This is a genomic window from Actinomycetota bacterium, from assembly GCA_005888325.1.
GTDB lineage: Bacteria > Actinomycetota > Acidimicrobiia > Acidimicrobiales > AC-14 > AC-14.
In genome coordinates this window covers 1-25,486 of sequence record VAWU01000032.1, presented here as the reverse complement: position 1 = coordinate 25,486, position 25,486 = coordinate 1, and the positions used below count along the sequence as shown (strand labels likewise).

Genomic DNA, 25,486 nt, shown 5'->3' with positions numbered 1-25,486 from the left:
GGTCAGGCGGCGGTCGGCGCTTCGCCGTCGAACGGCGCCGGATCGCGAGGGCCCGGGATGACAGGGCCCCGCCAGTCGACGATCTCCGACAGGCGCTCGCTGAGCGCGCGCCACGCGGGCGGGTCCCAACCCTCGACCGCGTTGACGACGGTGCCGTCGCCGGCGAGGTGGACGATGGCGGGCAGGGCGCGGAGCCCGAAGCCGCGAATGGCGGAGAGGTCGGGGTCGGCGAAGGTGAGGATGTCGGTGGCCCAGTGGCCCAGGAACTCGCGCGCCTCGCCTGCAGTGCCTCCGACGAGGAAGGCGACCCGGCAGTCGGCCTGGTCGTAGTTGGTGAGGATGCGGCCCGAGGTCTCGACCAGCCACGCGCTGCGCTCGCTGAAGGGGTCGAGGGCGACGAACACGAGGTGGAAGATCGTGAGCCACGCCGTCACCGGCCGCGGCTTGCCGTTGATCGGCGCCAGCAGCAGGTCGGGTGACGGGTCGCTTGCCACGGCGGCAGAAGGTAGCCCAGGTAGCCTGCCGGCATGCTGTTGGCCAGAGTCGGCGACACGCCCTACCGGTTGGTCCTTCTCCTTCACATCCTCACCGCGATCATCGGCTTCGGCGCGGTGTTCCTCAACGCGCTCTACGGGCGCGCCGCCGAGCGACGCAAAGGTGTCGAGGGCCTCGCGATCGCGGAGACCAACTACGACGTGAGCCAGACGGCCACGTACTTCATCTACGCGGTCCCGGTGTTCGGCATCCTGCTCCTGCTCATGAGCGACGACTTCTACAAGTTCAGCCAGGCGTGGATCTCGGCGTCGTTCCTGCTCTACATCGTGGGCTTGGGCCTCTCGCACGGAGTGCTGCGGCCCAACGTCAAGAAGATGCACGCGCTCATGCGCGAGCTGGTCGCCATGGGCCCGCCGGCAGCCGGCGCGGCCGCCGGACGGCCGCCGCAGGTCGAAGAGATCGAGCAGCGGGCTCGCACGGTCGGCACCACGAGCGCGATCCTCAACCTGATCCTCGTCGTCATCCTGTACCTGATGATCTGGAAGCCCGGGCTGTAGATGGCGCGTCGACGGTAACGTCGGCGTCGGTGCACCCCATCGAGCGGTTGCGAATGGTCGCCCGGGCCGCCGGCGAGGGACCGGCGCTGCTGGCGCAGGAGGCCGCGGGCGCGCTCGCCGCGTTCGGCGACGACCCGGCCGGCCTCGTCACCGCCTGCCGGCGCCTCGTCGACCGCCAGCCCACCTCGGGTCCGTTCTGGTGGTTGAGCGCGCGGGTTCTGGCCGCCGGCGACCCGGTCGACGAGGCGTGGCGCGCGGCCGACGACCTGCACGCGGACCGCACACCGCTCATCCTGTCGTCGGAGCTGCCTGAGGGCGAGGTGGTCACCGTCGTCGGCTGGCCCGAGCAGGTGGGCGCCGCGCTCTACCGTCGGGGCGACACCGAGGTGTTCGTCGTCGACGCGTTCGGCGAGGGATACGGGCTCGTGCGCCGCCTGCGCGCCGCGGACGTCGATGCCACGCTCGTGCCGGAGGCGGGCCTCGGCGCCGCGGTCTCACGCAGCACCATGGTGCTCCTCGAGGCGGGCGCGCTGGGCCCGACCGGCTTCGTCGCCACGCCGGGGTCGCACGCGGCCGCGGCGGTGGCGGCCCACCTGGCGAAGCCGGTGTGGGTGGCCGCGGGGGTGGGACGCGTGCTGCCCGGCCCCCTCTGGACCGCGCTCCTCCGCCGCATCGACGACGACGATCCGTGGGACGCGGCCGAGGAGGTCGTCCCCCTCGACCTGGTCGACCGCGTCGTCCGCCCCGACGGGCTGCTGGCTCCCGCCGACGCCCTGACCCGAACCGGTTGTCCGGTCGCCCCCGAGCTCATGAGGGAGATGCACTAGTTGGGCACCAAGCAGCGCGATGTCATCCGCATGACCGAGCAGGAGATCGACGAGTTCCTCCTCGGCCGGCACACCATGTCGCTCGCCACGATCAACCACGATTCCACCGTCCACCTGGTGGCCATGTGGTACGGCTTCCTCGAGGGTTGCGTCGCGATCGAGACGAAGACCAAGTCGCAGAAGGTGCGCAACCTGCGGCGCGACCCGCGGATGACGTGCATGGTGGAGGATGGCGACCGCTACGAGGACCTGCGGGGCGTCGAGCTGGTGGGGACGGGCGAGATCGTCGAGGAGCCGGAGCGCATGTGGGAGATGGGCGTCAACCTGTTCGAGCGCTATCAGGGCACCTACACCGAGGAGATGCGCCCGTTCGTCGAGGCCATGCTGCACAAGCGCGTGGTGGTGAAGCTGCTCGTCGACCGGGTGGTCTCGTGGGACCACCGCAAGCTCGCGAACTAATCCCATGACTCGCTCCCTATCGGTCGCTCGTTGTCCGCCTGCGCCTGGCGGCGCGACGGCGGACCGGCGGCCCCGTCGGTTCTCGACGCGACGAGGTGGATGGCCGCCGGCGGCAGCCGCCCAACAACGGGCCAACTAACGTCGCGCGGATGGGCGACACGGTGGAGTTCCGGAGCAACGGCAACAACGCGCGCGGCTACCTGGCCACGCCGGTCCAGGGCGCGGCGCCCGGGATCATCGTGGTGCAGGAGTGGTGGGGCCTGAACTCCCAGATCAAGGGCGTGTGCGACCGCCTGGCGGGGGAGGGCTTCACCGCCCTGGCGCCCGATCTCTACCACGGCGAGCTGGCCGGGCACGCCGAGATGGACCGGGCCGCGGAGCTCCTCAACAGGATGCCGGTCGACCGCGCCGCACGCGACATGTCGGGGGCGGTGGACTACCTGGCCGGCCACGACGCGGTGCGGGGCGACGGCGTGGGCGCGTTGGGGTTCTGCATGGGCGGCAACCTCGTGCTGCTGCTCGCGGCGAAGCGGCCCGACAAGGTGACGGCCGTGGTCTCCTACTACGGCGTGGTCCCGAACCCCGACGAGCTCGACGTCGCCGGCCTCACGGCGGCGGTGCAGGGTCACTACGCCACCTCGGACGGCTTCATGCCCACCGAAGCGGCCCGCGGCGTCGAACGGCGGCTGAACGACGCAGGCGCGGACTGCCAGTTCCACTACTACGACGCGGGACACGCCTTCGCCAACGAAGAGAACCCGATCGGCACGTACCACGAGGAGCACGCCCGCACCGCCTGGGTGCGCACGCTCGAGTTCCTGCGCGCCCGTCTCGGGTGAGCGCCGACGCGCTGATCGAGCGATACCTCGCGCTCGGGCTGGCTCTCGGGCGCCACGTCGACGGCCTGGTCGACGCCTACTACGGGCCGCCCGGGCTCGCGGCGCGCGCTGCGGCCGAGCCACCTCGCCCGCCCGCGCAGCTGCGCGAGACCGCCCGGCAGCTCCTCGCCGACCTCGACGCCGACACCGACCTCGAGCCGTCGCGGCGGCGGTGGCTCCGCGCCCAGGTGAACGGTCTGCGGACGACGGCCGCGAAGCTCGCCGGTGACCCGATCGGCTACACCGACGAGGTCGAGGCCTGCTACGGCGTGCGGCCGCAGCGCGTTCCCGAGGACGCGTTCGCGGCGGCCCACCGCGTCCTCGACGAGGTGGTGCCCGGCACGGGACCGCTCACGGCGCGCTACATCGCCTGGCGTGAGGCGCAGGTGGCGCCGGTCGACACGCTCGAGGCAGCGGTGGCGTCGTTGGCCGACGACCTCCGCGCCCGCACGCGCGACCTCTTCGGCCTGCCCGACGGCGAGCACGTCGACTGGGAGCTCGTCCGCGACCGGCCGTGGGCGGGCTTCAACTACTACCTGGGCGGGTTGCGCAGCCGGGTGGCCATCAACGTCGACCTGCCCGTGCTCACCCCCACCCTCGCCCACCTCGTCGCCCACGAGTCCTATCCCGGGCACCACACCGAGCACACCCGCAAGGAGGTCGGGCTCGTGCGGCGCCGCCGCCGGCTGGAGGAGACGATCTTCCTCGTGGGCACGCCCCAGTGCCTCCTGGCCGAGGGTCTCGCCGACCTGGGGCTCGAGGTCGTGATGGGCCGGCGCCCCGAGGCCACGGTCGCCGAGCACCTGCGCCCGCTCGGGCTGCCCTACGACGCCGAGGTGGTGGCGCGCGTGGCCGAGGCAGGCGACGCGCTGGGCCACGTGCGTGGCAACGCCGCCCTGCTGCTGCACGAGGACGGCGTCGACCGCGCCACCGCGGTCGCGTACCTCGAGCGCTGGGCGCTCCTCCCGCGCGCCCGGGCCGAGAAGGCGGTCGACTTCCTCACCGACCCGACGTGGCGCGCGTACATGACGTGCTACGTCGAGGGTCTACCCCGTTGCCGCGGCTTCGTCGGGGGCGACCCGGCGCGGTTCGAGCGGCTGATCAGCGAGCAGTTCCTGCCCGACGACCTCACGAGCGCCGCAACAGCCAGTTGACGTTGTCGGTGAAGAGCCCGGGCGCGTCCGCGGGCACCGTGGCGCCCTTCGACGCGTCGCGGTAGTCGTCGAGGGGCGTCGCGGTGCCCTCGCTGTGGGGATAGTCGCTGCAGGCCATGAAGAGGTCGCCGCTCTGGGCGGCGAGCAGATCGGGCCGCTCGTAGGAGAACGCCGCCACGCGCACGTGCTCGCGGACGTAGCGGCTCGGTGCGTGCTCGAGGTCGATGATCGAGGCGCCGTGCAGGCGACGGTGGAACCGGTAGCCGCCGTCGAGGTACTGCAGGAAGAGCGGGAGCCACACGGCCGACAGCTCCATGACCCCGACGCGGAGGTCGGGATGACGGATGAACACACCGTTGAGCGCGAGGTCGGCGAGCGCGAGCGCGGGCGACGTCCAGAGGAACACCGACGGCAGTGCCGGGTTCGACGGCTCGGGATCGCTCTCGTACCACGGGTCGGCGAAGGGCCGCGTGACGTTCGAGACGTGGAACACGGGCGTGATGCCGTGGTCGACGAACGCGGACCACGCCCGGTCGTGGTCCGGGTGGGAGAGCGGTCGCCCGTCGACGAGCGCCGGCGCGAGCATGGCCAGGCGCACGCCCGCGGACGACAAGGACGCGAGCTGCGCGTCGAGCCAGTCGATGTCGCGCATCGTGACGTGCGCCACCGGGTGCAGGCGACCGCGAGCCTCCCGCGCGACCGTCTCCGCCCACCGGTTCCACGCGCCCATGTTCGCCCTCGTCGCGTCGAGGTCGGCCGCGAGCGGGCGCTCCCACGCCAGCCCGTAGTTGGGGAACACGACCGTCTCGTCGACCCCCAGTCGGGTGAGGGCGGCGACCCGCGCCGTGGGGCTCCAGTGCTCCGGGAGCAGGGCGTCGTCGTAGTGCACCTCGGGCGGCTCCCCCCGGAGCGCGCGCTGCAGCCGGTCGCCGACCTCGACGGTCTGGCCGGGCACCGTGACGTCGGCCAGCACGATGCGCTCCAGCCACGCGTTCCCGACCTCGTCGTCCTCGATGCGCAGGGCGCGGTCGCGGTGACGGCCGTCCATGTGCTCGGCCCACACGTCACGGCCCTCGAGCAGGTGCTGGTCGCTGTCGATGACCGTCGCGTCCCCTGAGGTGCCCATTCCCCAAGTCTGCCCCCGCCGCCGTCGGGCCGCCGCTTTGCCGGGGGGTCTCCCGCCGAATCACAATCTGGTCATGTCCGAACGCACCCGGAACCTCCCGCGCCGCTCCTGTCTGTCCATCCCGGGCTCCAGCGAGAAGATGCTGGGCAAGGGGCCGGGGCTCCCGGCCGACATGGTGTTCCTCGACCTGGAGGACTCGGTGGCGCCGCTCGAGAAGGAGTCGGCGCGGGCCAAGGTGGTCGACGCCATCAAGAACCAGGACTGGGGCGAGAAGGTGCTCTGCGTGCGCATCAACGCATGGGACACCGAGTGGACGGCCTACGACGTGATCGAGGTCGTCGGCAACGCGGGCTCGCGTCTCGAAGAGGTCATGCTGCCCAAGGTGCAGTCGGCCGCGGAGGTGGTGGCCCTCGACCTGCTGCTCACCCAGGTCGAGGCCAAGTCCGGGCTGCCCCGTGGGCACATCGGCATCGAGGCGCAGATCGAGACGGCACGCGGCCTGATCAACGTGGAGGAGATCTGCGCCGCCTCGCCCCGCCTCGAGACCATCATCCTCGGCCCCGTCGACTTCTCCGCGTCGATGGAGATGCCCTCGCTCTCGGGCGGCCTGCAGATTCCCGAGTACCCGGGCGACTATTTCCACTACGTGTTCATGAAGATCCTCATGGCGGGGCGGGCCAACGGGCTGCAGGTGATCGACGGACCGTACGTGCGCGTGCGCGACTCCGAGGGTTTCCGCGACTTCTGCCGCCGCACCCAGATCCTGGGCTACGACGGCAAATGGGCCCTGCACCCCGATCAGGTCACGATCCTCAACGAGGTGTTCTCGCCGTCGCAGGAGCAGTTCGACCGGGCCAACGACATCCTCGACGCATACGAGAAGGCGACGACCGAAGGCGAGCGCAAGGGCGCGGTGATGTTCGGCGACGAGATGATCGACGAGGCGTCGCGCAAGGTGGCCGTCAAGGTCGTGAGCCGGGGCGAGCGGGCGGGGCTGCGCCGCAGTCCCGGCTGAGCCCTTCCGCTGACACGTGCCCATCGACGCCGTCGTCCCCGCCCGCAACGAGGAGACGACGGTGGCCGCGGTCGTTGCGGCGTGCCTGGGCTGCGAGCACGTCCGCGAGGTCATCGTCGTCGACGATTCCTCCGACGACGCCACCGGTGAGGTGGCTGCGGCCGCGGGAGCGAAGGTCGTGACACGCGTGGGCGACGGCTCCAAGGCCCACGCCATGGAGGCGGGGGTCGAGGCCACCGACGCCGACGCCATCCTCTTCGTCGACGCCGACTGCCTCGGCCTCACCGCCCGCCACCTCGACGCCATCTGCGAGCCGTTCGTCGCCGGCCGGGCGGTGATGTCGCTCGGTTGGTTCGACTACGGCTTGTGGAACCCGCTCGTGCTGCGACTCGCGCCCACCACCGGCGAGCGGGTCATCCCCCGCTGGGTGTTCGAGGCCGTCCCACCCTTCAAGCGCGAGGGCTACACCATCGAGATCATGATCAACGAGGTGATCGCCGAAGGCCGCCTGCCGACGACGGCCCGCATCATGAAGGGCGTCACCCACCGCACCAAGCGCGACAAGTACGGCCGCATCGCCGGTGTGCGCGAGACCTGGCGCATGTTCTGGTTGCTCGTCGGGCTCCCGCTGCGCGGCGTCGTCCGCCTCCGCACCTACTGGTACTACCTGCGCGGCCTCACGATCGAGCGCTGAACCCGACCCGACGTCGGGGTGCTATGCGGTGAGGCGTCGCGCGATGACCTTCAGCGCCAGGGTCTCGTCCGCGCCCTCGAAGATCGACAGGACCCGGGCGTCGACGAAGTAGCGGCTGACGGGGAACTCCTCGGCGTAGCCCATGCCCCCGTGGACCTGCAGCGCCTCCCGGGTGACCCATTCGGCCGCGCGGCACACGTACGCCTTCACCATGGAGGCCTCGAGCGTGCCTTCACCGGCGGCCATGAGCCGGGCGACCTTGTACATGAACTGGCGCGCGGTCTGGATGAGCACCGCCATCCGGGCGAGCTTGACCTGGGTGAGCTGGTAGTCGCCGATGGGACGGCCGAACACCACGCGCTCGCGCGCGTAGTCGCGCGCGGCCTCATACGCCGCCTGCATCACGCCCACGGCGCGGGCCGCGGTCTGCAGCCGGCCGTTCTCGAACCCCTCCATCGTGAGGTAGAAGCCCTTGCCGAGGCCCTCCTCGCCGCCGACGAGGTTGTCGGCGGACACGAGCCACTCCTCGAACGCAACCTCGTAGGAGTGCATTCCGCGGTAGCCGATGGTGTCGATCGCGCGTCCCTCGAGCTTGCCCCCGCCGTCCTGCTTGAACGTGAAGCCATGGCCCTCGCCGCGCGGCTTGGGCACGATGAACAGGCTGAGGCCGCGGTGGATCTTGGAACGGTCGGGATCGGTGCGGGCCAGCAGCATCAGCACGTCGGCCCGGGCTGCGAACGTGCACCACGTCTTGACTCCGTTGATCACGTAGCCCTCGTCGCGTGGGGTGGCGGTGACCTTGATGCCGGCCACGTCGGACCCGAAGTCGGGCTCGGTGACGGCGACCGCCACCATGGTCTCGGCCGACGCGATCTTCGGCAGCCACTCCTGCTTCTGCTCCTCGGTACCGCCCTTGACCAGCGCGCGGGTGAGGATCTCGGGCCGGGTGATCAATGAGCCGCCGACGCCGAGCGACCCACGCGAGAGCTCCTCGGTGGCGACGACCATCCCCATGTAGTCGCTCTCGCCGCCGGAGGCGAAGCCGCCGTACTCCTCGGGCACCGAGAGACCGAAGCCGCCCATCTCCGCCAACCCCGCGATGACCTCCTCGGGGATGTCGCCGTTGGTGCGGTGCACGTGCTCGGCCACCGGGCGCACCTTGTCGTCAGCGAACCGTCGGAACGTGTCGCGCACCAGCTCGAAGTCGGCGTCGAGGTGACGGGGCCCTTCCTCGCCCGCAAGCGCGGCGAGGAAGGCCGCGTCTCGGTACGTCGCGAGGAAGGGCACGACTGGCTCGAACCCGTCGGGCTTGACCCCCCACTCGTGTTCGCGGCCGAGGACCCGGGTCATCAGGTCGTGCACCGCGTCGGCGACGAACGCGCACGCGATGCGCCCCTCGACGTCGCCATGAGCGCCGTAGTCGAGGACCGAGCGGGCCAGCTCGACGCCCGCGGCCGCGTGCGCGAGGTCGTACGCGAGCACCTGGTGGTCGTCGATCGAGCCGCGGGAGGCGAGCAGCCGGGCGGCCCCGGCCACCACGTCGTTGGCCACGTCGACGACCGCGGCCGCGCCTTCCAGGTCGGGTGCGGACATGGCGCGAGATTACTGACGGCGGGTTACCGACGGCGGGCGACGACGGTTACGAGCAGCGGCAGCACGACGGGGTCGTCGCCCGGGCTCACGCCGGTGAGGTGCTCGAGGTAGTCCGTGACCGGGCCCGGGCCTACCCAGGCCGGGGCCTCGCCCCACGCGTCGAGGATCTCGAGCCCCGCGTCGCGCGCGAGCGCGGGCAGGTGGGCCCCGACGTCGGGATGACGGGCGTCGGGCATCGAGAGCGGGAGGCCACCGACCCGGCCCGCGGAGGTGACGGGCTCCTGCGCCACCACCCAGCCACCGGCGCGCACGGCCTGGCCCATGCGGCGCAGCACCACGACCGGGTCGAGCACGTGCATGAGCACGAACCGGCAGAAGGCGAGGTCGACGGGCTCGGGCAGCAGCAACTCCTCACCCGCCTGGGTGATGGCGACGACCTGGGCGTAGGCCGACGCGGCCGCCGCGACCTCGTCGCGCGCGTGGGGGTCGTTGTCCACCGCGTAGACGCGACCGTCGTGGCCGACGACCTCGGCGAGCGCGACGCTCACGTCGCCTCCCCCCGCGCCGACGTCGACGCAGCGCCAGCCCTCGCGCAACCCGAGCCGGTCGAGCGCGGTGGCGAGGGGCCTGCGGTAGACGTCGTTGCGCAACCCGAGCTCGAGCACGGCCCGACGTTACGGCATCTCAGAGAGACGGCATCTCAGAGAGACGGCATCTCGCGCGTTGCCGGCCGTAGCATCCGCTCTGATGCCGATCGATCCCGAGCTGGCGGCCGAGCTCGTCGCCACCGTGCGCGCCTTCGTCGTGAAGGACGTGCTGCCCCTCGCGTCCGACCTCGAGCACGCGGACGAGTACCCGACCGAGCTGGTCGCCCAGATGCGTGCCCTCGGCCTCTTCGGTGCCACCATCCCCGTCGAGCACGGCGGCCTCGGCCTCGACGTCGCGACCTACGCCCGTATCGTCGAGGAGCTGGCCGCCGGGTGGATGTCGCTCACCGGCATCCTGAACACCCACATGATCGCGGCGACGCTGATCGCCCGGCACGGCACGGCCGACCAGCGGGCGCGATGGCTCCCACCCATGGCCGCCGGCGACGTGCGTGGCGCGCTGTCGCTGTCGGAGCCCGACGCGGGCAGCGACACGAAGGCGCTCCGCTGCAAGGCGACACCCGACGGCGACGAGTACGTGATCGACGGCACCAAGATGTGGGTCACAAACGGGGAGCGGTCGGGCATCGTGGCGCTCGCGGCGCGCACGCCTGAGGGTGTCACCTGCTTCATGGTCGAGAAGCGTCCCGGCACGCGATCGGGCGGGATCGGCGTCAGTCGCACCATCGGCAAGCTCGGTTACAAGGGCGTCGAGACGGTGGAGATGACCTACAGCGACCATCGCGTTCCGGCCGATGCCGTCCTCGGCGGCCCCGAGAACCTGGGCCGGGGTCTGCGCCTCATCCTCGGGGCGCTCGAGCTCGGTCGGGTGAACATCGCCGCGCGCGCTCTCGGTGTGGCCCGCGCCGCCTTCGAGGCCTCGATGCGGTACGCGCAGCAGCGCCACACGTTCGGCGTTCCCATCGCCAAGCACCAGGCCATCCAGTTCAAGCTGGCCGACATGGCCACCAAGCTGGAGGCCGCTCGCCTGCTCACCGCCAGCGCGGCGGCCAAGCTCGATGCGGGCGAGCGGGCCGACGTCGAGGCCGGCATGGCCAAGCTCTTCGCATCGGAGACCGCCCTCGAGCTCGCCACCGAGGCCATGCGCATCCACGGCGGCTACGGCTACACGACCGAGCTGCCGATCGAGCGGTACTACCGCGACGCGCCGCTGATGATCATCGGCGAGGGCACCAACGAGATCCAGCGTCTCGTGATCGCACGCGGCCTACTCGAGCGCTACCCGCTCTGACCCCCGTTCTTGTCGTAGTCGACCGTCCTCAGGCCGGCTGACCACGACAAGAACGGCGATGGGCAGCACGACGGCCAGGCCCAACGAGAAGACGAGCGCCACCGCGTCGCTCGTCGTGTAGAGGTCGGTGTGCGCGGAGTGGTAGGCGACGTGGGGGATGGCGAATGCCAGCGTCGCCACTGCGGCGGTGCGCACGAGCGCCCGGGTCAGCACGATCGCGGCCGCCACGGCCACCACCGTCACGGCCAGGTTGAGGCCGCCCACGTCGCGCACCAGGTGCTCGTTGTACGGGCCGTCGGCCGACACCCAGTGACGACCGCCTCCGGGGAAGTCGTCGTAGAACGAACGGGGGGCGAGGAGCGCCCACAGGCCGACGAACCCGCTCGACGCCGCCATGAGCACCAGCAGCACCCGCACGACCCGGTCACGCATCTGTCCGCTCCCCGTTCTCGATCGCGGCCACGACGGCCGGCCAACCCTCGCGGGCGCTCGTGTACCTGGGCGCCCACCCCGTCTCCTTCTTGAACCGCTCGTTCGACACCCGCTGCGACCGGGCCAGCATCTCGGTCTTGGCGCCGCCCAACTTACGGGCGGCCGCGGGAGCGAAGCGCGGGCCGCGGACGCCGAGCGCACGAGCCAGGGCGTCGAAGTGCTCCTTCCGGGTCAGCGGCTCGTCGTCGGCGACGTTGTAGATGCCCGCACCGGCGTCGAGCGCGGCCACCACCGCGGTCGCCGCGTCGTCGGTGGTGATCGACGACAGGTAGGCGTCGCGGCGCCCGAACGTGGCGGCCAGGTGGCGGCGGGCCAGGCGGACGGCGTCGAGGGTGTGGTGGCTGTCGGGGCCGTAGAAGAGCGCGAACCGGAGGACCACCCCCGTGCCCCCCGATGCGGTGAAGCGCTCCGCCTGCGCTTGGGCCTCGAGCGTCGAGCGCGTGAACGCAGGCGCGTCGATGGGATCGTCCTCGTCGATCCAGCGCTCGCCGGCGTCGGCGTACAGGAACGTGATCGACTCCTGGACGAAGCGGCCCGCGCCGGTAGCCAGCGCGCCGTCCACCAGATGTCGTGAGGCCTCGCGCCGGATGCGGTCGTTGTCGGACCACGCCGCTCCGCGCGCCGCGTGCGCGGTGGGCGGGATGCGCGTGGCCAGGTTGCACACGACGTCGTGGCCCGCGACCGCGGCCCGCACGGCATCGGCGTCGAAGAGATCGACGCGGACCGGCGTCGCTCCCAGACCCTCCAGCAGCTCGGCCTTCGCGTCGCTGCGAGCGACGCCGGTCACGTCGTGCCCCGCCTCGCGCAGGCGACGCACGGCGCGCGTGCCGAGCACACCCGTCGCCCCCGCGACAAACACTCTCTGCTTTTTCTTGGCATCGCCGGGCAAGTTGTTCTCGGCTTCGCCGGGCAAGCTCACCGCAACACCTCCTCGAACCAGGCCGCGGCCTTCGCCGCGGCTCTCGGATGGACACTCGTCGCCAGCGACCGCACCAGGTCGGCGAGCGTCTGCGACCGGAGCTCGGCGCGCCACGCGTCCTCGGCCCGGTGCATCGCACGGGTGATGGAGCACGCCACCCGGTACTCGCGCGCCGGGAGCGCGCCGGGGCCCCGCTGGCGGATCTCGGTGCAACGGAACGCCGGCGCGCGCCCCTCGACCGCCTCCACCACGTCGAGGAGGGTGACCTCGGCGGGCGGACGCGCCAGCCGGTAGCCGCCGCGGGCGCCGGCCACCGCTTCCACGATCCCGGCCCGGGACAGCGCCTGCAGGTGCTTGGCCAGGTACGCCGCGGGGACGCCGTGGAACTCGGCCAGGCGCGAGGCCGGCAGCGCGGCGTCGTCGGGCAGCAGCGCCAGCAGGGTGCAGCAGTGGAGCCCCCACTCGACCCCGTCACCCAGCTTCACCACCGACCTCGACTTTCACCGAGCTTCATTATCCGGATACTAGATATCCGTGATCCCGGGCGTCAACCGCCTGTTCAGCTCGGGAGCAGCGCCGTTGCGCGCGCGTAGTCTCCGGGCATGACCACCTACGATCGGCCGTTCGGACGGTATTTCGAGGACTTCGAGATCGGCGACGTGTACAAGCACTGGCCGGGAAAGACCATCACCGAGTACGACGACCACCTCTTCTGCATGATCACGATGAACCACCACCCGCTCCACACCAACCAGTGGTTCGCGGAGCAGGAGACGCAATTCGGGAAGAACGTGGTCGTCGGCAACCTCGTCTACTCGCTCGTGCTGGGCATGAGCGTCCCCGACGTGAGCGGCGCGGCCATCGCCAACCTCGAGGTGGAGACGCTCTCCCACAAGCGCCCCACCTTCCACGGCGACACGATCTACGCGGAGAGCCGCGTGCTCGACAAGGTGGCTTCGAAGTCCAAGGAGGACCGGGGGGTTGTGACGGTCGAGTCGAAGGGCTTCAACCAGCGCGGCGAAGAGGTCTGCTACTTCCGCCGTCGGGTGATGGTCTGGAAGCGCGACCACGCGCCCACGCGCGAGCGGCCGTACGGCGACGACATCTGGTCGTCGTGAGCGACGTCCACGACGTCGCGGTGGAGGGCTTCACCAAGGGCACCGACGCCTACGAGCGGGCCCGGCCCTCGTACCCGCCCGCGGCGGTGGACTTCGTCGTCCGCGAGCTCGGCATCGGCCCCGCGTCGACGGTCGTCGACCTCGCCGCCGGCACCGGCAAGCTCACGCGGCTGCTCGTGCCCACGGGGGCGACGATCATCGCGGTCGAGCCGGTCGAGGCCATGCGGGCGAAGCTGGTCGAGGTGGTGCCGGGAGTCGAGGTGCGCGACGGCACGGCCGAGGCGCTGCCCCTCGGCGACGCGTCCGTCGACTGCGTCACGGTTGCGCAGGCCTTCCACTGGTTCCGCGCGCGCGACGCGCTGGGTGAAATCGACCGCGTGCTCCGCCCCGGCGGGGGCCTGGCCCTGATATGGAACTCCCGCGACGTATCGGTGCCGTGGGTGACCCGCCTCAACCAGGTCATCCGGTGGAACAGGGGACAGATCCCGGCCTACGACTCGGGGGCGGAGGACTGGGCGGCGCTCGTGGCCGACGCCGGTGGGTTCACGCCGCTGCAGTTCACGTCGTTCCGGCACGAGCAGGAGATGGACCTGCCCCTCCTGCTCGACCGGGTGTCGTCGACCAGCTACATCGCCGCCCTCGCCGACGACGACCGGGCGCGGCTGCTCGACGACGTGCGCGCGCTCGTCTCCGAGGCGGGGCTGGCGGAGCACTTCGCGCTGCCCCACCGCACCGATCTCTACTGGTGCACGAAGCAGGCGTAGCTGCGCTCCTCACGTGGGGCGAGCGCCACCGGCGCGACCTGCCCTGGCGGCGCAGTCGCGATCCCTGGGCCGTTCTCGTGAGCGAGCTCATGCTGCAACAGACGCAGGTGCCGCGCGTGGTCGCGCGCTACGAGGGCTTTCTCGCGCGCTTTCCCACCCCGACCGGTTGCGCCGCGGCCGCCGCCGGCGACGTGGTGCGGGCGTGGGCGGGCCTCGGGTACAACCGGCGCGCGGTCAACCTGCACCGGGCCGCGTGCGCGATGGTCGAGCAGCACGAGGGTCGGGTGCCCGACGAGCTCGACGCGCTGCTGACGCTTCCGGGCGTCGGTCCCTACACCGCCAGGGCGGTGCTCGTGTTCGCCTTCGAGCGCGACCTCGGTCTCGTCGACACCAACGCGGGTCGCTTCGTCGCGCGCGCCGGCGCGGGCCGCCGGCTCGATGCCCGAGAGGCGCAGGCGGTCGCGGATTCGCTCGTGCCCTCGGGTCGCGCCTGGGAGTGGGGTCAGGCGGTGTTCGACCTCGGCGCGCTGGTGTGTACGCGGCGCGACCCGGCGTGCGGGCGCTGCCCGGTCGCGGACCACTGCGCCTGGCAGAGCGCCGGACGGCCCGACCCCGACCCCGTCACGGGCTCGGCCGGCATCGCCGGCCCGCAGTCGACCTTCGCCGGCTCCGACCGGCAGGGGCGCGGCCGCCTGGTCGACGCCCTGCGCCGCGGTCCCGTCGCATCCGCCCGCGCCGCGGATGTCGCGGGCTGGCCGGGTGATCCCGGCCGGGCGCAGCGCGTCGTCGAGCAGCTGGTTGCCGACGGGCTGGCTCGCGTCGAGGGCGACGAGCTCAGCCTGCCTTAGCCGTTCGCTCGTCCAGCCGTCAGGCGGGTTCCGCCGTCACCGCCCGGACGACCTCGTCGACCGCGCCGTCGGCGAGCGCCCGGAGCTCGGTGTCGCTGCGGTCCTGGATGGGGTGGGCGACCAGGACGTGGGCGGTGTCGACCCCGAGCGCCTGTGCCTGGGCCCGGGCGGCCACCGCGAACTCGGCGGACGCGACGAACACGGCCACGACGCCTCGGGCTTCGAGGTCGGCGATGTCGTGCACACTGCACGACGTGCACGAGCCTCAATCGGCGAGCGCCTCGATCACCACGTCGCAGGTCGTGGCGATCTGATGGCGCAGGTCGAGCGGCGCCGGCTTGGCGAACGTCGGCTTGCGAAAGCGTTCGACGCGCAGGCCCCGTTCGCGTAGGCGCACGTCGAGCTGGTCGAGGAACACATCGCCGCGGGCCTTGGAGATGTCGAGCAGGCCGATGGTGAGGCCGTCGAGCGACGCCGGTCGCGCGATGCGCTCGCGGTGGGCCGGGTCGCGTTCGCCGGTGGGATCGACGTAGACGCGTGCGTCGCTCAAGGTACGACCTCCAAGGTGACGGGCCGGCTCCCGGCATCGCCGTTGACCCAGCCGCCGATGATCGACGAGAAGAGGCCGGCCCGCCCGCCCGCGTGCACGATCAGCAGGCCCTCCGGCTGGAACTTGGTGATGGCGACATCGGCGAGGAACTCGGGCAGTCCCTCGGCACACTCGCCCGCACCGCGCACGAGCTCCGAGCCGGGCGCGGTCAGGAGCTCGAGGAGCTCCTTTCGCAGCCGGGCCTTGTCCCATCCCGCCTCGCGGAACACGCGCGCGTGCTCGGGAGAGACGACGAGCACCGCGTCGAAGCCGAGGGCCAGCTTGGGGTGGGCCACGCCGCGGAGGCCGCCGGCGAGCGAGCGGGCCAGCGATTCGGGGGTGCGCGAGAGCTGATCGACGATGCCGCGCGGGCCCTCACCCGCGAAGAGCGTCACCGTCGAGGCGCCGGGCGGGAAGCCGCGCTCCACCGAGAGCGGCTCCCACGGCGAGCCCTCCTCGTCCTCCGCGAAGCAGAAGGTCAGCTTGCCCGGGTTGCCCAGTGTCGCCCGGTCGACCTCGCCGGGCCGGCCCCCGCCGACGTTGCGGATCACCAGCTGCAGGGCGCGGCCGATGGTCGCGTTGGCCCGGTTGCCCTGCCCCAGCACGTTCCCGCCCGAGTTCATGCCGATGGCGCGCGCGATGGGACCGTTCACGATCACCACCGGGCCCGAGAAGTACGTGGTGGCCAGCAGGCCGTGGGCGTTGAACGCGTCGGTGCAGGCGGCCTCCACCGCGGCCAGCACCACCGGCAGGTACTCGGGCTTGCATCCCGCGAGCACCGCGTTGACGGCGACCTTCTCGACCGTGCACTCCACCAGGTCGGGCGGCACGACCGCGACCACCTCGTCGGGCGCCCGGGCCGTGCCGTCGAGCATGGCCAGCACCCGTCCCTCGGTGGGCGGCACGACGGGCAACCCGTCGGACCAGCCCCGGTCGAAGCACGCCTCGGCCTCGTCCTCCTGCGCGGCCAGCTCCACCCGTCGCGAACGCAGCCGCGACGCGCCGAAGCGCACCGCCAGCTCCCGTGCGGTCGCGGGATCGACCGCGCGGGCCCCGCAACCGGGGCGGTGCTCCGGCAGGTCCGGGCCCAGCCCCTCGACGCCGGTGAACGCCTGCCACTGCGGGCGCGACCAACCCTCGATGCGGGCCGTCTCCCGTCCGCCCTCGACCCGCAGCAGGGTCGGCACGGTGACGATCTCGTTGCGGTACGACACCTCGAGGCCCGCGTCGTCATCCTCGCTGATGACGGTGACGGCCAGTCCTTCGAGCACCGGCGCCACCAGGCGACAGGTCGGGCAGTCGCCTTTGACCACGGCCACGATGCCGTCGGGCAGCTGCATCGATCCGAGGCTATCGCCCACCCTCTCAGGGGGTGATCGTCACGGTGGCACGGTCGTCGGCCAGGATCGCGCGTACGGGAGACGAGAGCACGAGCGAGAAGGTTTCGGTGCCCTCGGCGATGCCGTCGGCGTTGACGGGGACCTGCACGGTCAGCGCAGTGACGCCGCGCGGGAAGCGGAGGATGCCCGTCACCGCCGTGTAGTCGGCGGGCCCGGCGGAGCCATTCGCGGTGGCGTAGCGGACGTTGACACCGGTCGCGCTCGTTCGGGCCAGCCGCACGGTGACCGGGATGGTGCCGTCGCCCTCGTGGCCGGTTGCGTCGTTTGCAGAGAGGGCGGCAGTGCTCGATACCCACGGGTGTGCATCGTCGGTGGAGCTGGTGAGGTACTCGTCGAACCCCGCGTGGGTGCCGTCCTCACTCAACGAGAACTCCTGGGGGAGGACGGTCGCGGTGCCCCGCGGCACGGCCAACGGCGCGGTGGTGAAGGTGTCGAGGTCGATGAAGACATGGTCGGTCAGCGGCGTGAGGAACGGCTGCCCGCTCTTCCTCATGATCCCGACTCCACCGCCCGGCGCGATGGCGAGGGCATCGAAACCGGCGGGCAGTGCGCGTGTGGTGCCGGCCAGGCGGTCGTAGAGGTAGGCGCGTCCTTCGCTGGAGAACAGCACCCGCCCTCCGTTGCGGCTCATGGCGATGAAGTCGGAGAACTCGCGGCGCCAGATGCCGTCACCGGTTGGTGTGAGCGCACGGGTCGTGCCAGTCGCGCGGTCGAAGAGCCAGACGCCCTGGCTCGTGGGGGGCTCCTCGTCGTCGATCTGGTCGGTCGACTCGAAGGCCACGAAGCGACCGGTGCCGCTGGAGGCGGCCGCGTTGCCGAACAGCTCGAAGTGCTGGTCGGCGGGCAGGGCCGCCGAGAGCGATCGGGTCGTGCCGGCCACCATGTCGCGAAGGTAGAGATCGAACACCCGGCCGCCGAGGTTGTCAGCCGCGCTGTGGAAGAGGACGTAGCGACCGTCGGAGCTGAGCCCGAGCGGGACGCTGAAGTTCTCCGGCTGGACGTTGCCCGCGCCGAGGCTCGCCCGTCTGGTGGTGTCGGATAGAAGGTCACGTACGAACACGTCGGTCGTACCGTTGGTGTCACCCGGCACGAGGTCGCTCGCATCCGAAAGGAAGGCGACGTATCGCCCGTCGGGGGTGATCAGGGGAAGCCGGCTGAACCCGTTGCCCGCCCCGCCGGCTGGGGTTCCGCTCACCAGCTCGGTCGTGCCGGTGGTCAGGTTGCGCGCGACGACATCGCTCGTGCCGTTGGCATCCGGCGCATTCACCAGGTTGCTCGCGTTCGTCTCGAAGGCGATGACGTTGCCGTCGGCGCTCAGAACTCCGGAGTAGCTGGATCCGTTACCCACCCCACCCGCGGGCGTGGCGCTGGCGAGCGTGGTCTTCTCGCCGTCGAGCGAGCGCACGAAGGTGTCCGAGACCCCGTTCGTGTCGCCGGCCACGACGTTGGTCGAAAGTGACGAGAAGGCCGCGATGCGGCCGGATGCGTCGAGGTCGACCGGCCCGAACCCGGGAAGCGACGCGTCGGGCGGGCCACCGGCAGGATCGAGGTCGAGCTGCACGGTGCGGTTCACCGCTTCCGGCGGCACGTCGTCATCGAGGATCGTCACCGTCGCCGTGGAGCGGGCGAGCACCGCGTTGCCGGCCGAGAGGTCGAGGCGGAATGTCTCATCGGACTCTTGCACGGTCTCACCCACCACCGCCCAAGTGGGCGCCGCCGCCGTCACCGAGCCCGGCGGGAACGTGACCGAACGGGTGGCCGCGGTGTAGTCCGTGCCCGCCTTCGCCGTGCCGTCGACGCTCGCGAGGGTGACGGTGACGGTGTCGGTGGTGGGGTCGGACAGGCGTACGGGAACCGCCACCGGAGCCGTGGCTGAGTCGCCTTCGAGCCGTGACACGTCGTCGACGATCACCTGCGGACGCGGCTCCACAGGGCTCGACGGCGCCGATGGGGCGCTGTCGCCGGCGCCGTTGGTGGCCACGACACTGAACGTGTGCGGTACGCCGTTCGTCAGTCCCGTGACGCGCGCCGACCGGGCGGTGTAGGGGACGCGCGTGCTCGCGCCCCCGGGGCTGGCGGTGACGAGATAGCCGTTGATGAGCGCGCCACCGTCGCTCGCGGGTGCCTGCCAGGCGACGTCGGCCAGGGTGCTCCCGGCAGTGGCGCTCACACCGGTGGGTGGGCCCGGTGGTCTCGCGGTGGGATCGCCCAAGCGGTAGACGAACGCCGCCTCCTGGGTGCCGAAGGCGAAGTCGTTGGTGACGGCGAGGGCGGTGGTGCCCGACAGGGCGACGCGTTCGCCGAGGCTCCTGCCCTGAAAGCCCTGGGGCGAGGGGACGATGTCGGCCCCCCACGTCGTGCCCGATCGCTTGAATGCGTACAGCTTTCCCGTGGAGGACCCGAAGGGCTGGGGCGCGCCGACGAAAGCGAGGTCGCCGGCGAGCGCGACCGCAGCTCCGAAGAAGTCCACCGCCTTGCCGTCGGGCGCGAGCAGCTGGGCCTGCCGGGCCCAGGTCGTGCCCGTGCGGGTGAACACCCACGCGGTGCCTGTCGAGCCTCCGGGGCTCTCCGGCGTGGCTACCGCGAAAGAATCATCGCCCGCGATGAGGGTGGCGCCGGAGATGGCGAGGCCCGAGAGACCGAATCGCGTGCCTAGGGAGGTGGCCGGCGGCGAAATCGACGCCTGGAGCGCCCAGCCCGCAAAACCGAGCACGAAGACATGCGCCGCGTTGGGCCGCTCGGAGCCCATCACGACCGTGCCCGCGTCCAGGGCCACGCCGTAGCCGGCGTTGCTCACGCCGGGCACGGTGAGCTTGGCCGTCTGTGCCCAGGTGCTGCCCGTGCGCCTGAACACGTAGGCGGCGCCGGGCACGCCGCTCGGCGGCGGCGGCGAGCCCACGACGATGGTGTTGCCATCGACCGCCACCGACTCACCGAACCGGGAGGCGCCGGCGTCGGATGCCGTCAGCGTCGCCTGTCGGGTCCACGTCGTCCCGCTGCGGGTGAAAACGAACGTGGGGCCGGGGGAGGTGCCGGCCGCCACCGTGTCGCCGTCGACGGCAAGGTCGGTCACCGCAGTCTGCGCCAGCGGCAGCGCGAGCACCGCCTCCTGGGCCCAGGCGGTGCCCGCCCGCCGGAACACGACCACCGAACGCTGGACGACGACTCCGTTCTCCCGGCGGTTGAGGGCGGCGACGGCGGTGTCCCCGTCGAGGTCGGTGGCCGGCCCGAAGTTGTCGTCGCTGTCCCCGGCGGTGAGCCGGGCCTCGACCGACGCGGGCACGAGCGCCTGAGCTCGCGGCAGGCCCGGCAGGCCCACTGCCGTCAGGCCCGCAGCCGTCAGGGCCAACACGATGGCTCGCCGGTGTTTGGGCCCTCCCCAACCGCGCATGCCCCCACCCTTCGACAACTGCTGACTCTATTTCCCGCCAAGGCGCGAGGCATTTCCCGTCAAGGCTCGAGGCAGCGGTGTCGACTCAACAACATGGCCAGGGAACGACTCGATCGCTTCCTCCGCGCCCTCGCCGAGGCGGAAGGCTCCGACCTGCACGTGAAGGGCGGCTCCGCTCCGCGTATACGCGTGAACGGCACCCTGCACCGGCTCGAGGGCGAGGAGGAGCTCACCTCCGCGGTCACGGCCGACATGGCGATGGCGATCATGCGCCCGGACATGTACGAGCACTTCGAGCGCTATCACGAAGCCGACTTCGCCTACGGCGTCGAGGGCCTGGGGCGCTTCCGCGTGAACGTCTTCCTCCAGCGGGGCTCGGTCGCCATGATCTTCCGTCTCGTGCGCACCGGCACCGCCTCGTTCGACGATCTCGGGCTGCCCGAAGTGGTGGGCCGACTGGCGGGAGAGCACCGCGGCCTCGTGCTCGTCACCGGTCCGACCGGCTCGGGGAAGACCACCACCCTCGCGGCGATGATCGACTGGATCAACAACGATCGCGAAGTGCACGTGATCACCATCGAGGACCCGATCGAGGTGCTCCACCGCGACCAGCTCGCCTCCATCAACCAGCGCGAGATCGGCGTCGACACGGTCGACTTCGCGGCCGCGATGCGCTCGGCCATGCGCCAGGACCCCGACGTCATCTTCGTCGGCGAGATGCGTGACGAGGAGACCGTGTCAGCCGCGCTGCGGGCCGCGGACACGGGCCACCTGGTGCTCTCCACCCTGCACACGACCGACGCGTCGGAGACGATCAACCGCATCGTCGACTTCTTCCCGCCCCATCAGCACGGCCAGGTGCGCGCCACGCTCGCGGGATCGTTGAAGGGCACGATCTGCCAGCGCCTGGTGCCCACCGCCGACGGCGACGCGCGCGTGGCGGTGCTCGAGGTCATGGTGGTGAACGGCCGCATCCAGCAGTGCATCCTCGACCCGCAGCTGACGGGCGACATCCAGGCGATCATCGCCGACGGCGAGTACTACGGCATGCAGACGTTCGACCAGCACCTGGCCAAGCTCTACGAGCGGGGCGTCATCGACTGGGCCGGCGCTCTGGGCGTGGCGTCGAACCCCCACGATCTGCGGATCATGTTGCAGCAGCGGGGCCTGGCGACCGCCGGCCGTACCTGAGCCGAACGCCACAGCGCAAACCGCTCCGGGTTACGGCAACATGGCGTCGTGGGTAACGTGCCCACGACTGGTGCCCCATGGGTGACGTGGGTGACGCGGGGAGCGACAGCTGAACATCACCTTCTACGGGGTCCGGGGCTCGACACCTTGCCCGTGTGAGGCGAACCGCCGCTACGGAGGCAACACGGCGTGCGTCTCGCTCGAGGTCGCAGGCGAGGACCCGATCGTCCTCGACATCGGCACCGGCCTCCGGTTCTGGGGAGAGACCCTCCCCACCGACGGCTCCTTCCGGGGCACGGCCCTCGTGACCCACATGCACTGGGACCACGTGCAGGGCCTGCCGTTCTTCGTCCCCGTCGACCGGCCCGGCGCCCGGCTCGACATCTACGGCCCCACCCAGGACGAGGGCTCCCTGGCCGAGGTGTTCAACGACCTGATGAAGCCTCCGTACTTCCCGGTCCGGGCGGCCGAGCTGCGCGGCGACATCCGGTTCCACGACGTCGTCGACGAGGAGCTGGCGATCGGCTCGGCCAAGGTCATGGTGCGGCCGGTGCCCCATCCGGGGCCGACGGTCGGCTACCGCATCGACTGGGAGGGTGTGTCCGTCGCGTACATCAGCGACCACCAGGCTCCGCCGGAGCAGGACTCGGTCGCCGATGCCGTGCTCGAGCTGGCCGACGGAGTCGACCTGCTCATCCACGACGCGCAGTACCGACCCGACGAGTGGGAGCACAAGGCGCACTGGGGCCACTGCACGGTCGACTACGCGGTGTTCGTGGCGCGCGAGGCCGGCGCCCGCACGCTCGCGCTCTTCCACCACGACCCCGGCCACGACGACGACGAGGTCGACCACCTGCTCGAAGGGGCGCGGCGCACCGCCGGGCGCATGGGAGTGGACGAGGTCATCGCCGCCGCGGAAGGCTTGACCGTCTCGTACGAGCGCTGAGCGGTCTGCGTTCCGTAACAGCAGTCAGGAGGCGGCAGCCGTGTCCAACCAAGCCGAGGACGCGCTGGGTCCGGCGGCCGAGGCGCCCGACACGCCGCCGCGGCGCCCCGCGACGGTCGACTCCGCCCGTTACCGCCAGGTGCTCGGGCATTTCGTCACCGGCGTCACCGTGATCACCGCCGTGCACGACGGCGAGCCGGCGGGCCTGGCGGTCAACTCCTTCGCGTCGCTCTCGCTCGACCCGCCGCTCGTGGTCTTCTGCGCGGCGAAGTCGTCGACGACGTGGCCGTCGATCCAGGCCGCCGGGCGCTTCTGCGTCAACATCCTGAGCGAAGACCAGGAGGACGTGAGCCGGCTGTTCGCCACTCGGGGCGCCGACAAGTTCCGCGGCATGGGCTGGCGTCCCGCCGAGTCGGGATCACCCATCCTCGCCGGCGTGCTCGCGTGGATCGACTGCGTCACCGAAGCCGAGCACGACGGGGGCGACCACGTGATCGTCGTCGGTCACGTGCTCGACGTCGGGCTGTCGCGTGAGCAGGGACCGCTGGCCTTCTTCCGCGGTGGCTACGGCCGCTTCGAGACCTGACGCGTCGGGCGGGAGCGCGAGGTGCCGACCATCAACGAGTCCGACGCGATCCGCGGCGTGTGGCTGGTCGAGCCGGACGCCCACGGCGACGAGCGCGGTCGCTTCCAGGAGACGTACCGGCGATCGTGGTTCCCGAACGGCCGCGAGATGGTGCAGGGCAACCGTTCCGACAAGCAGGCCGGCAGTCTCGTCGGCCTCCACTACCACCTGCACCAGGCGGACTACTGGTACGTGCCGAAGGGCCGGGCCCGGGTCGTGCTGCACGACCTGCGCCAGGGCTCGCCGACCGAGGGAGCCACGCTCTGCCTCGAGATCGGTGACCGCGCGGAGATCGGCGTCTTCATCCCCCCGGGTGTCGCCCATGGGTTCGGGGCGCTCACCGACCTCACCATCACCTATCTCGTCGACCAGTACTACAACGCGGAGGACGAGCTCGGGGTGGCATGGGACGATCCCGACATCGACGCCGACTGGCAGCTCACGGACCCCGTCGTCTCCGAGCGCGACCGGTCGAACCCCCGTCGCGGCGAGCTCCCACCCGGGCGCACCCCCTACTTCGGGTTGCGCACGTAGGCGTCGACGCCCTCGGTCCCGACCAGCCGGGCCTGGACCCTTCCCGTCGCGTCGGCGAGCAGCACCGTCGGGGCCCGCCGGACGTCGAACTCCTGCGCCAGGTACGGCTCGAGGGTGGCGTCGATCTCGACCAGCCGGGCGCCCGGGTCGTGGGCGCGCAGTTGGGCCTCCACCGACCCGACCGAGGCGCAGTAGGGCGTGGTGAAGACCACCCAGGTGCGCTCCGCGCCGGCCAGGAGGCGGGCGGGCACGGCCGGCAAGGGTCGGCGGGCCTGCGTCGAGGCCCGACGGCGTTGCCGGTAGATCGGGGGCACGAGGAGCAGCAGGACCAGGATCGCAACCACGAAGAACACGCCGAGCACCATGGGCAGGGGCCCAGCTTGCCACCTGCATGCGCGCTTCGTTCATGGTGTGACTAGTCACCACGGAGGGTGGCAAGTTGCTCCTGTCGCCCGGGCGCAACTCTCCGTACTCTTGCGTGCACCTCGGGGGAATCGCAGCGACAGCCACGGAGAGTAGGACGATGGAGGGTCAGGTGCTCGGACAGGTCGGCGCGCTCGGCAGCGCGATGGCCGACGTCGCGGTCCAGCGCGAGAGGAACCGGCGCCTGCGCCTGCGCCGGGTCGCGACCGGTCTCGGCGTCGTGGCCGGCTGGATGTTGCTCCGCGCCCTGCTGGGCCACCCCGTGGTCCTGGGCCCGCCGCACCTCCCGGCCGCGCTGGCGGCCTACTTCCCCGCGATCCTGCTGGTGCTCCTCCTGAGCGCGGCCATCCTCGTGCCGATGCTCGGCGCGGGCCGCTCGCCCCACGTCCTCTACCGCCCGGGTGAGATCGACGTGTCGCTCGCCGACGTCAAAGGCGCGGGCGTGGTCGTCGAGGAGGTGGTGAAGACGCTCAACCTGTTCCTCGCCTTCAAGACCTTCCGTGAGCGCATGGGTGGCTCGCCCCGCCGCGCCATCCTCTTCGAGGGACCGCCCGGCACCGGGAAGACCTACATGGCCAAGGCCATGGCGCGCGAGGCGGGCGTGCCCTTCCTCTTCGTGTCGTCGTCGGCGTTCCAGTCGATGTACTACGGGCAGACCAACCGCAAGATCCGCTCCTACTTCAAGGCGCTGCGCAAGGCGGCCCGGGAGGAGGGCGGCGCCATCGGGTTCATCGAGGAGATCGACGCCATCGGGGCGGCGCGCTCCGGCATGGGGGCGTCGACCGGGCGCGAGGGCATCTCGGGCGTGGTGAACGAGCTGCTCATCCAGCTCCAGTCGTTCGACACGCCGACCGGCGGTCGGCGCATGCGCAACTGGGGGATCGACCGGGTCAACCGCTGGGTCCCGACGCACCGGCAGCTCGACGCGCCGCGCCCGCATGCGGCGAACATCCTGGTGATCGGGGCCACCAACCGCGCCGAGGACCTCGACCCCGCGCTCATGCGCCCGGGCCGTTTCGACCGCGCGATCTACTTCGACCTCCCGAGCCGCAGCGGCCGGCGCGAGATCATCGACTATTACCTCGCGAGGCGATTGGCCTCCTGACCTGCGGCAGTGAGCCTCAAGAGAAGTGGGCGCTCGCACGATAACTTCGCGGTGGACGTCGCCATGCAATCGTTCGAGCGATGGCTGCGAGCCGCGGGCCGCTCGGAGCAGACCATCAAGAGCTACCGGACCAGCGTACGGGCCTTCTCGACGTTCGTCGGCGAGACGCCGGTAGCCGACGTCACGCGGGAACAGATCGAGGATTGGGTACTGCACCTCGTTGAAACGACGAACGGCACGACGGCCAGGGCACGGCACGGTGGCCTGCGCAGCTTCTTCAACTGGCTGATCGAAGAGGGTGAGATCGAGGCCAGCCCGATCGCTCGAGTACGCGCGCCAGCGGGCTTGGCGAAAGTGCCGGACGTGTTGACCGACCGCGAGTTGAAGCGGCTGATCGAGGCGGCGAAGGGATCGAGGCGGGACACGGCGATCATCCGGCTGCTC

Annotated in this window: 29 protein-coding genes; 17 read left to right on the top strand and 12 right to left on the bottom strand. The window is 71.5% G+C overall.

The window, feature by feature from the left end:
- Positions 1-2: 2 nt before the first annotated feature.
- Entirely contained in the window at positions 3-494 is a 492-nt protein-coding gene (locus E6G06_12930) for a hypothetical protein (protein TML90110.1), read from the bottom strand.
- Positions 495-527: 33 nt separating this feature from the next.
- Here E6G06_12930 and E6G06_12925 point away from each other — a divergent pair, with 33 nt between their 5' ends.
- The 5 genes from E6G06_12925 to E6G06_12905 all read left to right on the top strand — a co-directional run bounded on the left by E6G06_12925 (position 528) and on the right by E6G06_12905 (position 4,370).
- On the top strand, positions 528-1,052 hold the full coding sequence (locus E6G06_12925) for a DUF2269 family protein (GenBank protein ID TML90109.1): 525 nt from the start codon (positions 528-530) through the stop codon (positions 1,050-1,052).
- Between the two features lie 29 nt (positions 1,053-1,081).
- The gene (locus E6G06_12920; protein TML90108.1) at positions 1,082-1,879 is read left to right on the top strand and encodes a hypothetical protein; all 798 of its coding nucleotides are present in this window, start codon (positions 1,082-1,084) and stop codon (positions 1,877-1,879) included.
- Entirely contained in the window at positions 1,880-2,338 is a 459-nt protein-coding gene (locus E6G06_12915) for a PPOX class F420-dependent oxidoreductase (protein ID TML90107.1), read from the top strand. It begins immediately after the preceding gene.
- Positions 2,339-2,487: 149 nt separating this feature from the next.
- The gene (locus tag E6G06_12910; GenBank protein ID TML90106.1) at positions 2,488-3,177 is read left to right on the top strand and encodes a dienelactone hydrolase family protein; all 690 of its coding nucleotides are present in this window, start codon (positions 2,488-2,490) and stop codon (positions 3,175-3,177) included.
- On the top strand, positions 3,174-4,370 hold the full coding sequence (locus tag E6G06_12905) for a DUF885 domain-containing protein (protein TML90105.1): 1,197 nt from the start codon (positions 3,174-3,176) through the stop codon (positions 4,368-4,370). Before E6G06_12910 ends, E6G06_12905 begins: the two co-directional genes overlap by 4 nt.
- On the opposite strand, the gene E6G06_12900 is transcribed toward E6G06_12905, so the two are convergent.
- Positions 4,345-5,496, bottom strand: coding sequence for a hypothetical protein (locus E6G06_12900; GenBank protein TML90104.1), 1,152 nt, complete (start codon positions 5,494-5,496; stop codon positions 4,345-4,347). The genes E6G06_12905 and E6G06_12900 overlap by 26 nt on opposite strands.
- A gap of 73 nt (positions 5,497-5,569) precedes the next feature.
- On the opposite strand from E6G06_12900, the gene E6G06_12895 reads away from it, so the two are divergent.
- On the top strand, positions 5,570-6,511 hold the full coding sequence (locus E6G06_12895; protein ID TML90103.1) for a CoA ester lyase: 942 nt from the start codon (positions 5,570-5,572) through the stop codon (positions 6,509-6,511).
- A gap of 16 nt (positions 6,512-6,527) precedes the next feature.
- Entirely contained in the window at positions 6,528-7,205 is a 678-nt protein-coding gene (locus tag E6G06_12890) for a glycosyltransferase family 2 protein (protein TML90102.1), read from the top strand.
- A gap of 21 nt (positions 7,206-7,226) precedes the next feature.
- Here E6G06_12890 and E6G06_12885 read toward each other — a convergent pair whose 3' ends face one another.
- A complete protein-coding gene (locus E6G06_12885; protein TML90101.1) occupies positions 7,227-8,798 on the bottom strand; it encodes an acyl-CoA dehydrogenase in 1,572 nt (523 codons plus the stop codon).
- Positions 8,799-8,821: 23 nt separating this feature from the next.
- Positions 8,822-9,463 carry a class I SAM-dependent methyltransferase gene (locus E6G06_12880; protein TML90100.1) on the bottom strand — a complete coding sequence of 214 codons (642 nt, stop codon included), beginning with the start codon at positions 9,461-9,463 and terminating at the stop codon, positions 8,822-8,824.
- 82 nt (positions 9,464-9,545) lie between these two features.
- On the opposite strand from E6G06_12880, the gene E6G06_12875 reads away from it, so the two are divergent.
- Positions 9,546-10,697 carry an acyl-CoA dehydrogenase gene (locus E6G06_12875; GenBank protein ID TML90099.1) on the top strand — a complete coding sequence of 384 codons (1,152 nt, stop codon included), beginning with the start codon at positions 9,546-9,548 and terminating at the stop codon, positions 10,695-10,697.
- Here E6G06_12875 and E6G06_12870 read toward each other — a convergent pair.
- The 3 genes from E6G06_12870 to E6G06_12860 are packed head-to-tail and all read right to left on the bottom strand — an operon-like array spanning position 10,674 to position 12,593.
- Positions 10,674-11,129 (bottom strand): hypothetical protein, encoded by a 456-nt coding sequence (locus E6G06_12870; protein TML90098.1) that lies wholly within the window; start codon positions 11,127-11,129, stop codon positions 10,674-10,676. The two genes, E6G06_12875 and E6G06_12870, sit on opposite strands and share 24 nt — an antisense overlap.
- Entirely contained in the window at positions 11,122-12,078 is a 957-nt protein-coding gene (locus E6G06_12865; protein ID TML90216.1) for an NAD-dependent epimerase/dehydratase family protein, read from the bottom strand. Before E6G06_12865 ends, E6G06_12870 begins: the two co-directional genes overlap by 8 nt.
- Positions 12,079-12,104: 26 nt before the next feature.
- A complete protein-coding gene (locus tag E6G06_12860) occupies positions 12,105-12,593 on the bottom strand; it encodes an Rrf2 family transcriptional regulator (protein ID TML90215.1) in 489 nt (162 codons plus the stop codon).
- A gap of 117 nt (positions 12,594-12,710) precedes the next feature.
- Between E6G06_12860 and E6G06_12855 the strand changes: the two genes are divergently transcribed.
- The 3 genes from E6G06_12855 to E6G06_12845 are packed head-to-tail and all read left to right on the top strand — an operon-like array spanning position 12,711 to position 14,838.
- Complete coding sequence (locus tag E6G06_12855; protein ID TML90097.1) at positions 12,711-13,226, top strand: MaoC family dehydratase; 516 nt, start codon at positions 12,711-12,713, stop codon at positions 13,224-13,226.
- Entirely contained in the window at positions 13,136-13,990 is an 855-nt protein-coding gene (locus E6G06_12850; GenBank protein ID TML90214.1) for a class I SAM-dependent methyltransferase, read from the top strand. The genes E6G06_12855 and E6G06_12850 overlap by 91 nt, the downstream gene beginning before the upstream one ends.
- Positions 13,636-14,838 carry an A/G-specific adenine glycosylase gene (locus tag E6G06_12845; protein TML90096.1) on the top strand — a complete coding sequence of 401 codons (1,203 nt, stop codon included), beginning with the start codon at positions 13,636-13,638 and terminating at the stop codon, positions 14,836-14,838. Before E6G06_12850 ends, E6G06_12845 begins: the two co-directional genes overlap by 355 nt.
- Before the next feature lie 19 nt (positions 14,839-14,857).
- Here the strand turns inward: E6G06_12845 and E6G06_12840 are convergent, their stop codons facing one another.
- Genes E6G06_12840 through E6G06_12825 form a run of 4 tightly spaced genes read right to left on the bottom strand, consistent with a single transcriptional unit; the run spans position 14,858 to position 20,218 of the window.
- A complete protein-coding gene (locus E6G06_12840; GenBank protein ID TML90095.1) occupies positions 14,858-15,082 on the bottom strand; it encodes a hypothetical protein in 225 nt (74 codons plus the stop codon).
- 21 nt (positions 15,083-15,103) lie between these two features.
- Positions 15,104-15,388 (bottom strand): hypothetical protein, encoded by a 285-nt coding sequence (locus E6G06_12835; protein ID TML90094.1) that lies wholly within the window; start codon positions 15,386-15,388, stop codon positions 15,104-15,106.
- Positions 15,385-16,767, bottom strand: coding sequence for a thioredoxin family protein (locus E6G06_12830; protein TML90093.1), 1,383 nt, complete (start codon positions 16,765-16,767; stop codon positions 15,385-15,387). The genes E6G06_12835 and E6G06_12830 overlap by 4 nt, the downstream gene beginning before the upstream one ends.
- A 25-nt stretch (positions 16,768-16,792) precedes the next feature.
- A complete protein-coding gene (locus tag E6G06_12825) occupies positions 16,793-20,218 on the bottom strand; it encodes a hypothetical protein (GenBank protein TML90092.1) in 3,426 nt (1,141 codons plus the stop codon).
- Between the two features lie 93 nt (positions 20,219-20,311).
- Here E6G06_12825 and E6G06_12820 point away from each other — a divergent pair, with 93 nt between their 5' ends.
- From E6G06_12820 to E6G06_12805, 4 genes are all read left to right on the top strand, one after another.
- Positions 20,312-21,409 (top strand): PilT/PilU family type 4a pilus ATPase, encoded by a 1,098-nt coding sequence (locus tag E6G06_12820; GenBank protein TML90091.1) that lies wholly within the window; start codon positions 20,312-20,314, stop codon positions 21,407-21,409.
- A 313-nt stretch (positions 21,410-21,722) separates the two neighbouring features.
- Positions 21,723-22,355: an MBL fold metallo-hydrolase gene (locus E6G06_12815; protein ID TML90090.1), complete on the top strand. Its 633-nt coding sequence runs from the start codon at positions 21,723-21,725 to the stop codon at positions 22,353-22,355.
- 64 nt (positions 22,356-22,419) lie between these two features.
- Entirely contained in the window at positions 22,420-22,941 is a 522-nt protein-coding gene (locus E6G06_12810) for a flavin reductase family protein (GenBank protein TML90213.1), read from the top strand.
- Positions 22,942-22,962: 21 nt separating this feature from the next.
- A complete protein-coding gene (locus tag E6G06_12805) occupies positions 22,963-23,514 on the top strand; it encodes a dTDP-4-keto-6-deoxy-D-glucose epimerase (GenBank protein ID TML90089.1) in 552 nt (183 codons plus the stop codon).
- On the opposite strand, the gene E6G06_12800 is transcribed toward E6G06_12805, so the two are convergent.
- Positions 23,493-23,879, bottom strand: a complete 387-nt coding sequence (locus E6G06_12800) for a thioredoxin family protein (protein ID TML90088.1) — start codon at positions 23,877-23,879, stop codon at positions 23,493-23,495. The two genes, E6G06_12805 and E6G06_12800, sit on opposite strands and share 22 nt — an antisense overlap.
- 158 nt (positions 23,880-24,037) lie before the next feature.
- Here E6G06_12800 and E6G06_12795 point away from each other — a divergent pair, with 158 nt between their 5' ends.
- Positions 24,038-25,042, top strand: a complete 1,005-nt coding sequence (locus E6G06_12795) for a 26S protease regulatory subunit (protein TML90087.1) — start codon at positions 24,038-24,040, stop codon at positions 25,040-25,042.
- Between the two features lie 51 nt (positions 25,043-25,093).
- Positions 25,094-25,486: integrase (locus E6G06_12790; protein ID TML90086.1), on the top strand; the 393-nt coding region annotated here is incomplete at its 3' end.

Coding starts and splice junctions, on each gene's coding strand:
- E6G06_12925 (TML90109.1), top strand. CDS start 528: ATGCTGTTGGCCAGAGTCGGCGACACGCCCTACCGGTTGGTCCTTCTC.
- E6G06_12910 (TML90106.1), top strand. CDS start 2,488: ATGGGCGACACGGTGGAGTTCCGGAGCAACGGCAACAACGCGCGCGGC.
- E6G06_12900 (TML90104.1), bottom strand. CDS start 5,496: ATGGGCACCTCAGGGGACGCGACGGTCATCGACAGCGACCAGCACCTG.
- E6G06_12895 (TML90103.1), top strand. CDS start 5,570: ATGTCCGAACGCACCCGGAACCTCCCGCGCCGCTCCTGTCTGTCCATC.
- E6G06_12885 (TML90101.1), bottom strand. CDS start 8,798: ATGTCCGCACCCGACCTGGAAGGCGCGGCCGCGGTCGTCGACGTGGCC.
- E6G06_12875 (TML90099.1), top strand. CDS start 9,546: ATGCCGATCGATCCCGAGCTGGCGGCCGAGCTCGTCGCCACCGTGCGC.
- E6G06_12870 (TML90098.1), bottom strand. CDS start 11,129: ATGCGTGACCGGGTCGTGCGGGTGCTGCTGGTGCTCATGGCGGCGTCG.
- E6G06_12855 (TML90097.1), top strand. CDS start 12,711: ATGACCACCTACGATCGGCCGTTCGGACGGTATTTCGAGGACTTCGAG.
- E6G06_12845 (TML90096.1), top strand. CDS start 13,636: ATGGAACTCCCGCGACGTATCGGTGCCGTGGGTGACCCGCCTCAACCA.
- E6G06_12830 (TML90093.1), bottom strand. CDS start 16,767: ATGCAGCTGCCCGACGGCATCGTGGCCGTGGTCAAAGGCGACTGCCCG.
- E6G06_12825 (TML90092.1), bottom strand. CDS start 20,218: ATGCGCGGTTGGGGAGGGCCCAAACACCGGCGAGCCATCGTGTTGGCC.
- E6G06_12820 (TML90091.1), top strand. CDS start 20,312: ATGGCCAGGGAACGACTCGATCGCTTCCTCCGCGCCCTCGCCGAGGCG.
- E6G06_12815 (TML90090.1), top strand. CDS start 21,723: ATGCACTGGGACCACGTGCAGGGCCTGCCGTTCTTCGTCCCCGTCGAC.
- E6G06_12800 (TML90088.1), bottom strand. CDS start 23,879: ATGGTGCTCGGCGTGTTCTTCGTGGTTGCGATCCTGGTCCTGCTGCTC.
- E6G06_12795 (TML90087.1), top strand. CDS start 24,038: ATGGAGGGTCAGGTGCTCGGACAGGTCGGCGCGCTCGGCAGCGCGATG.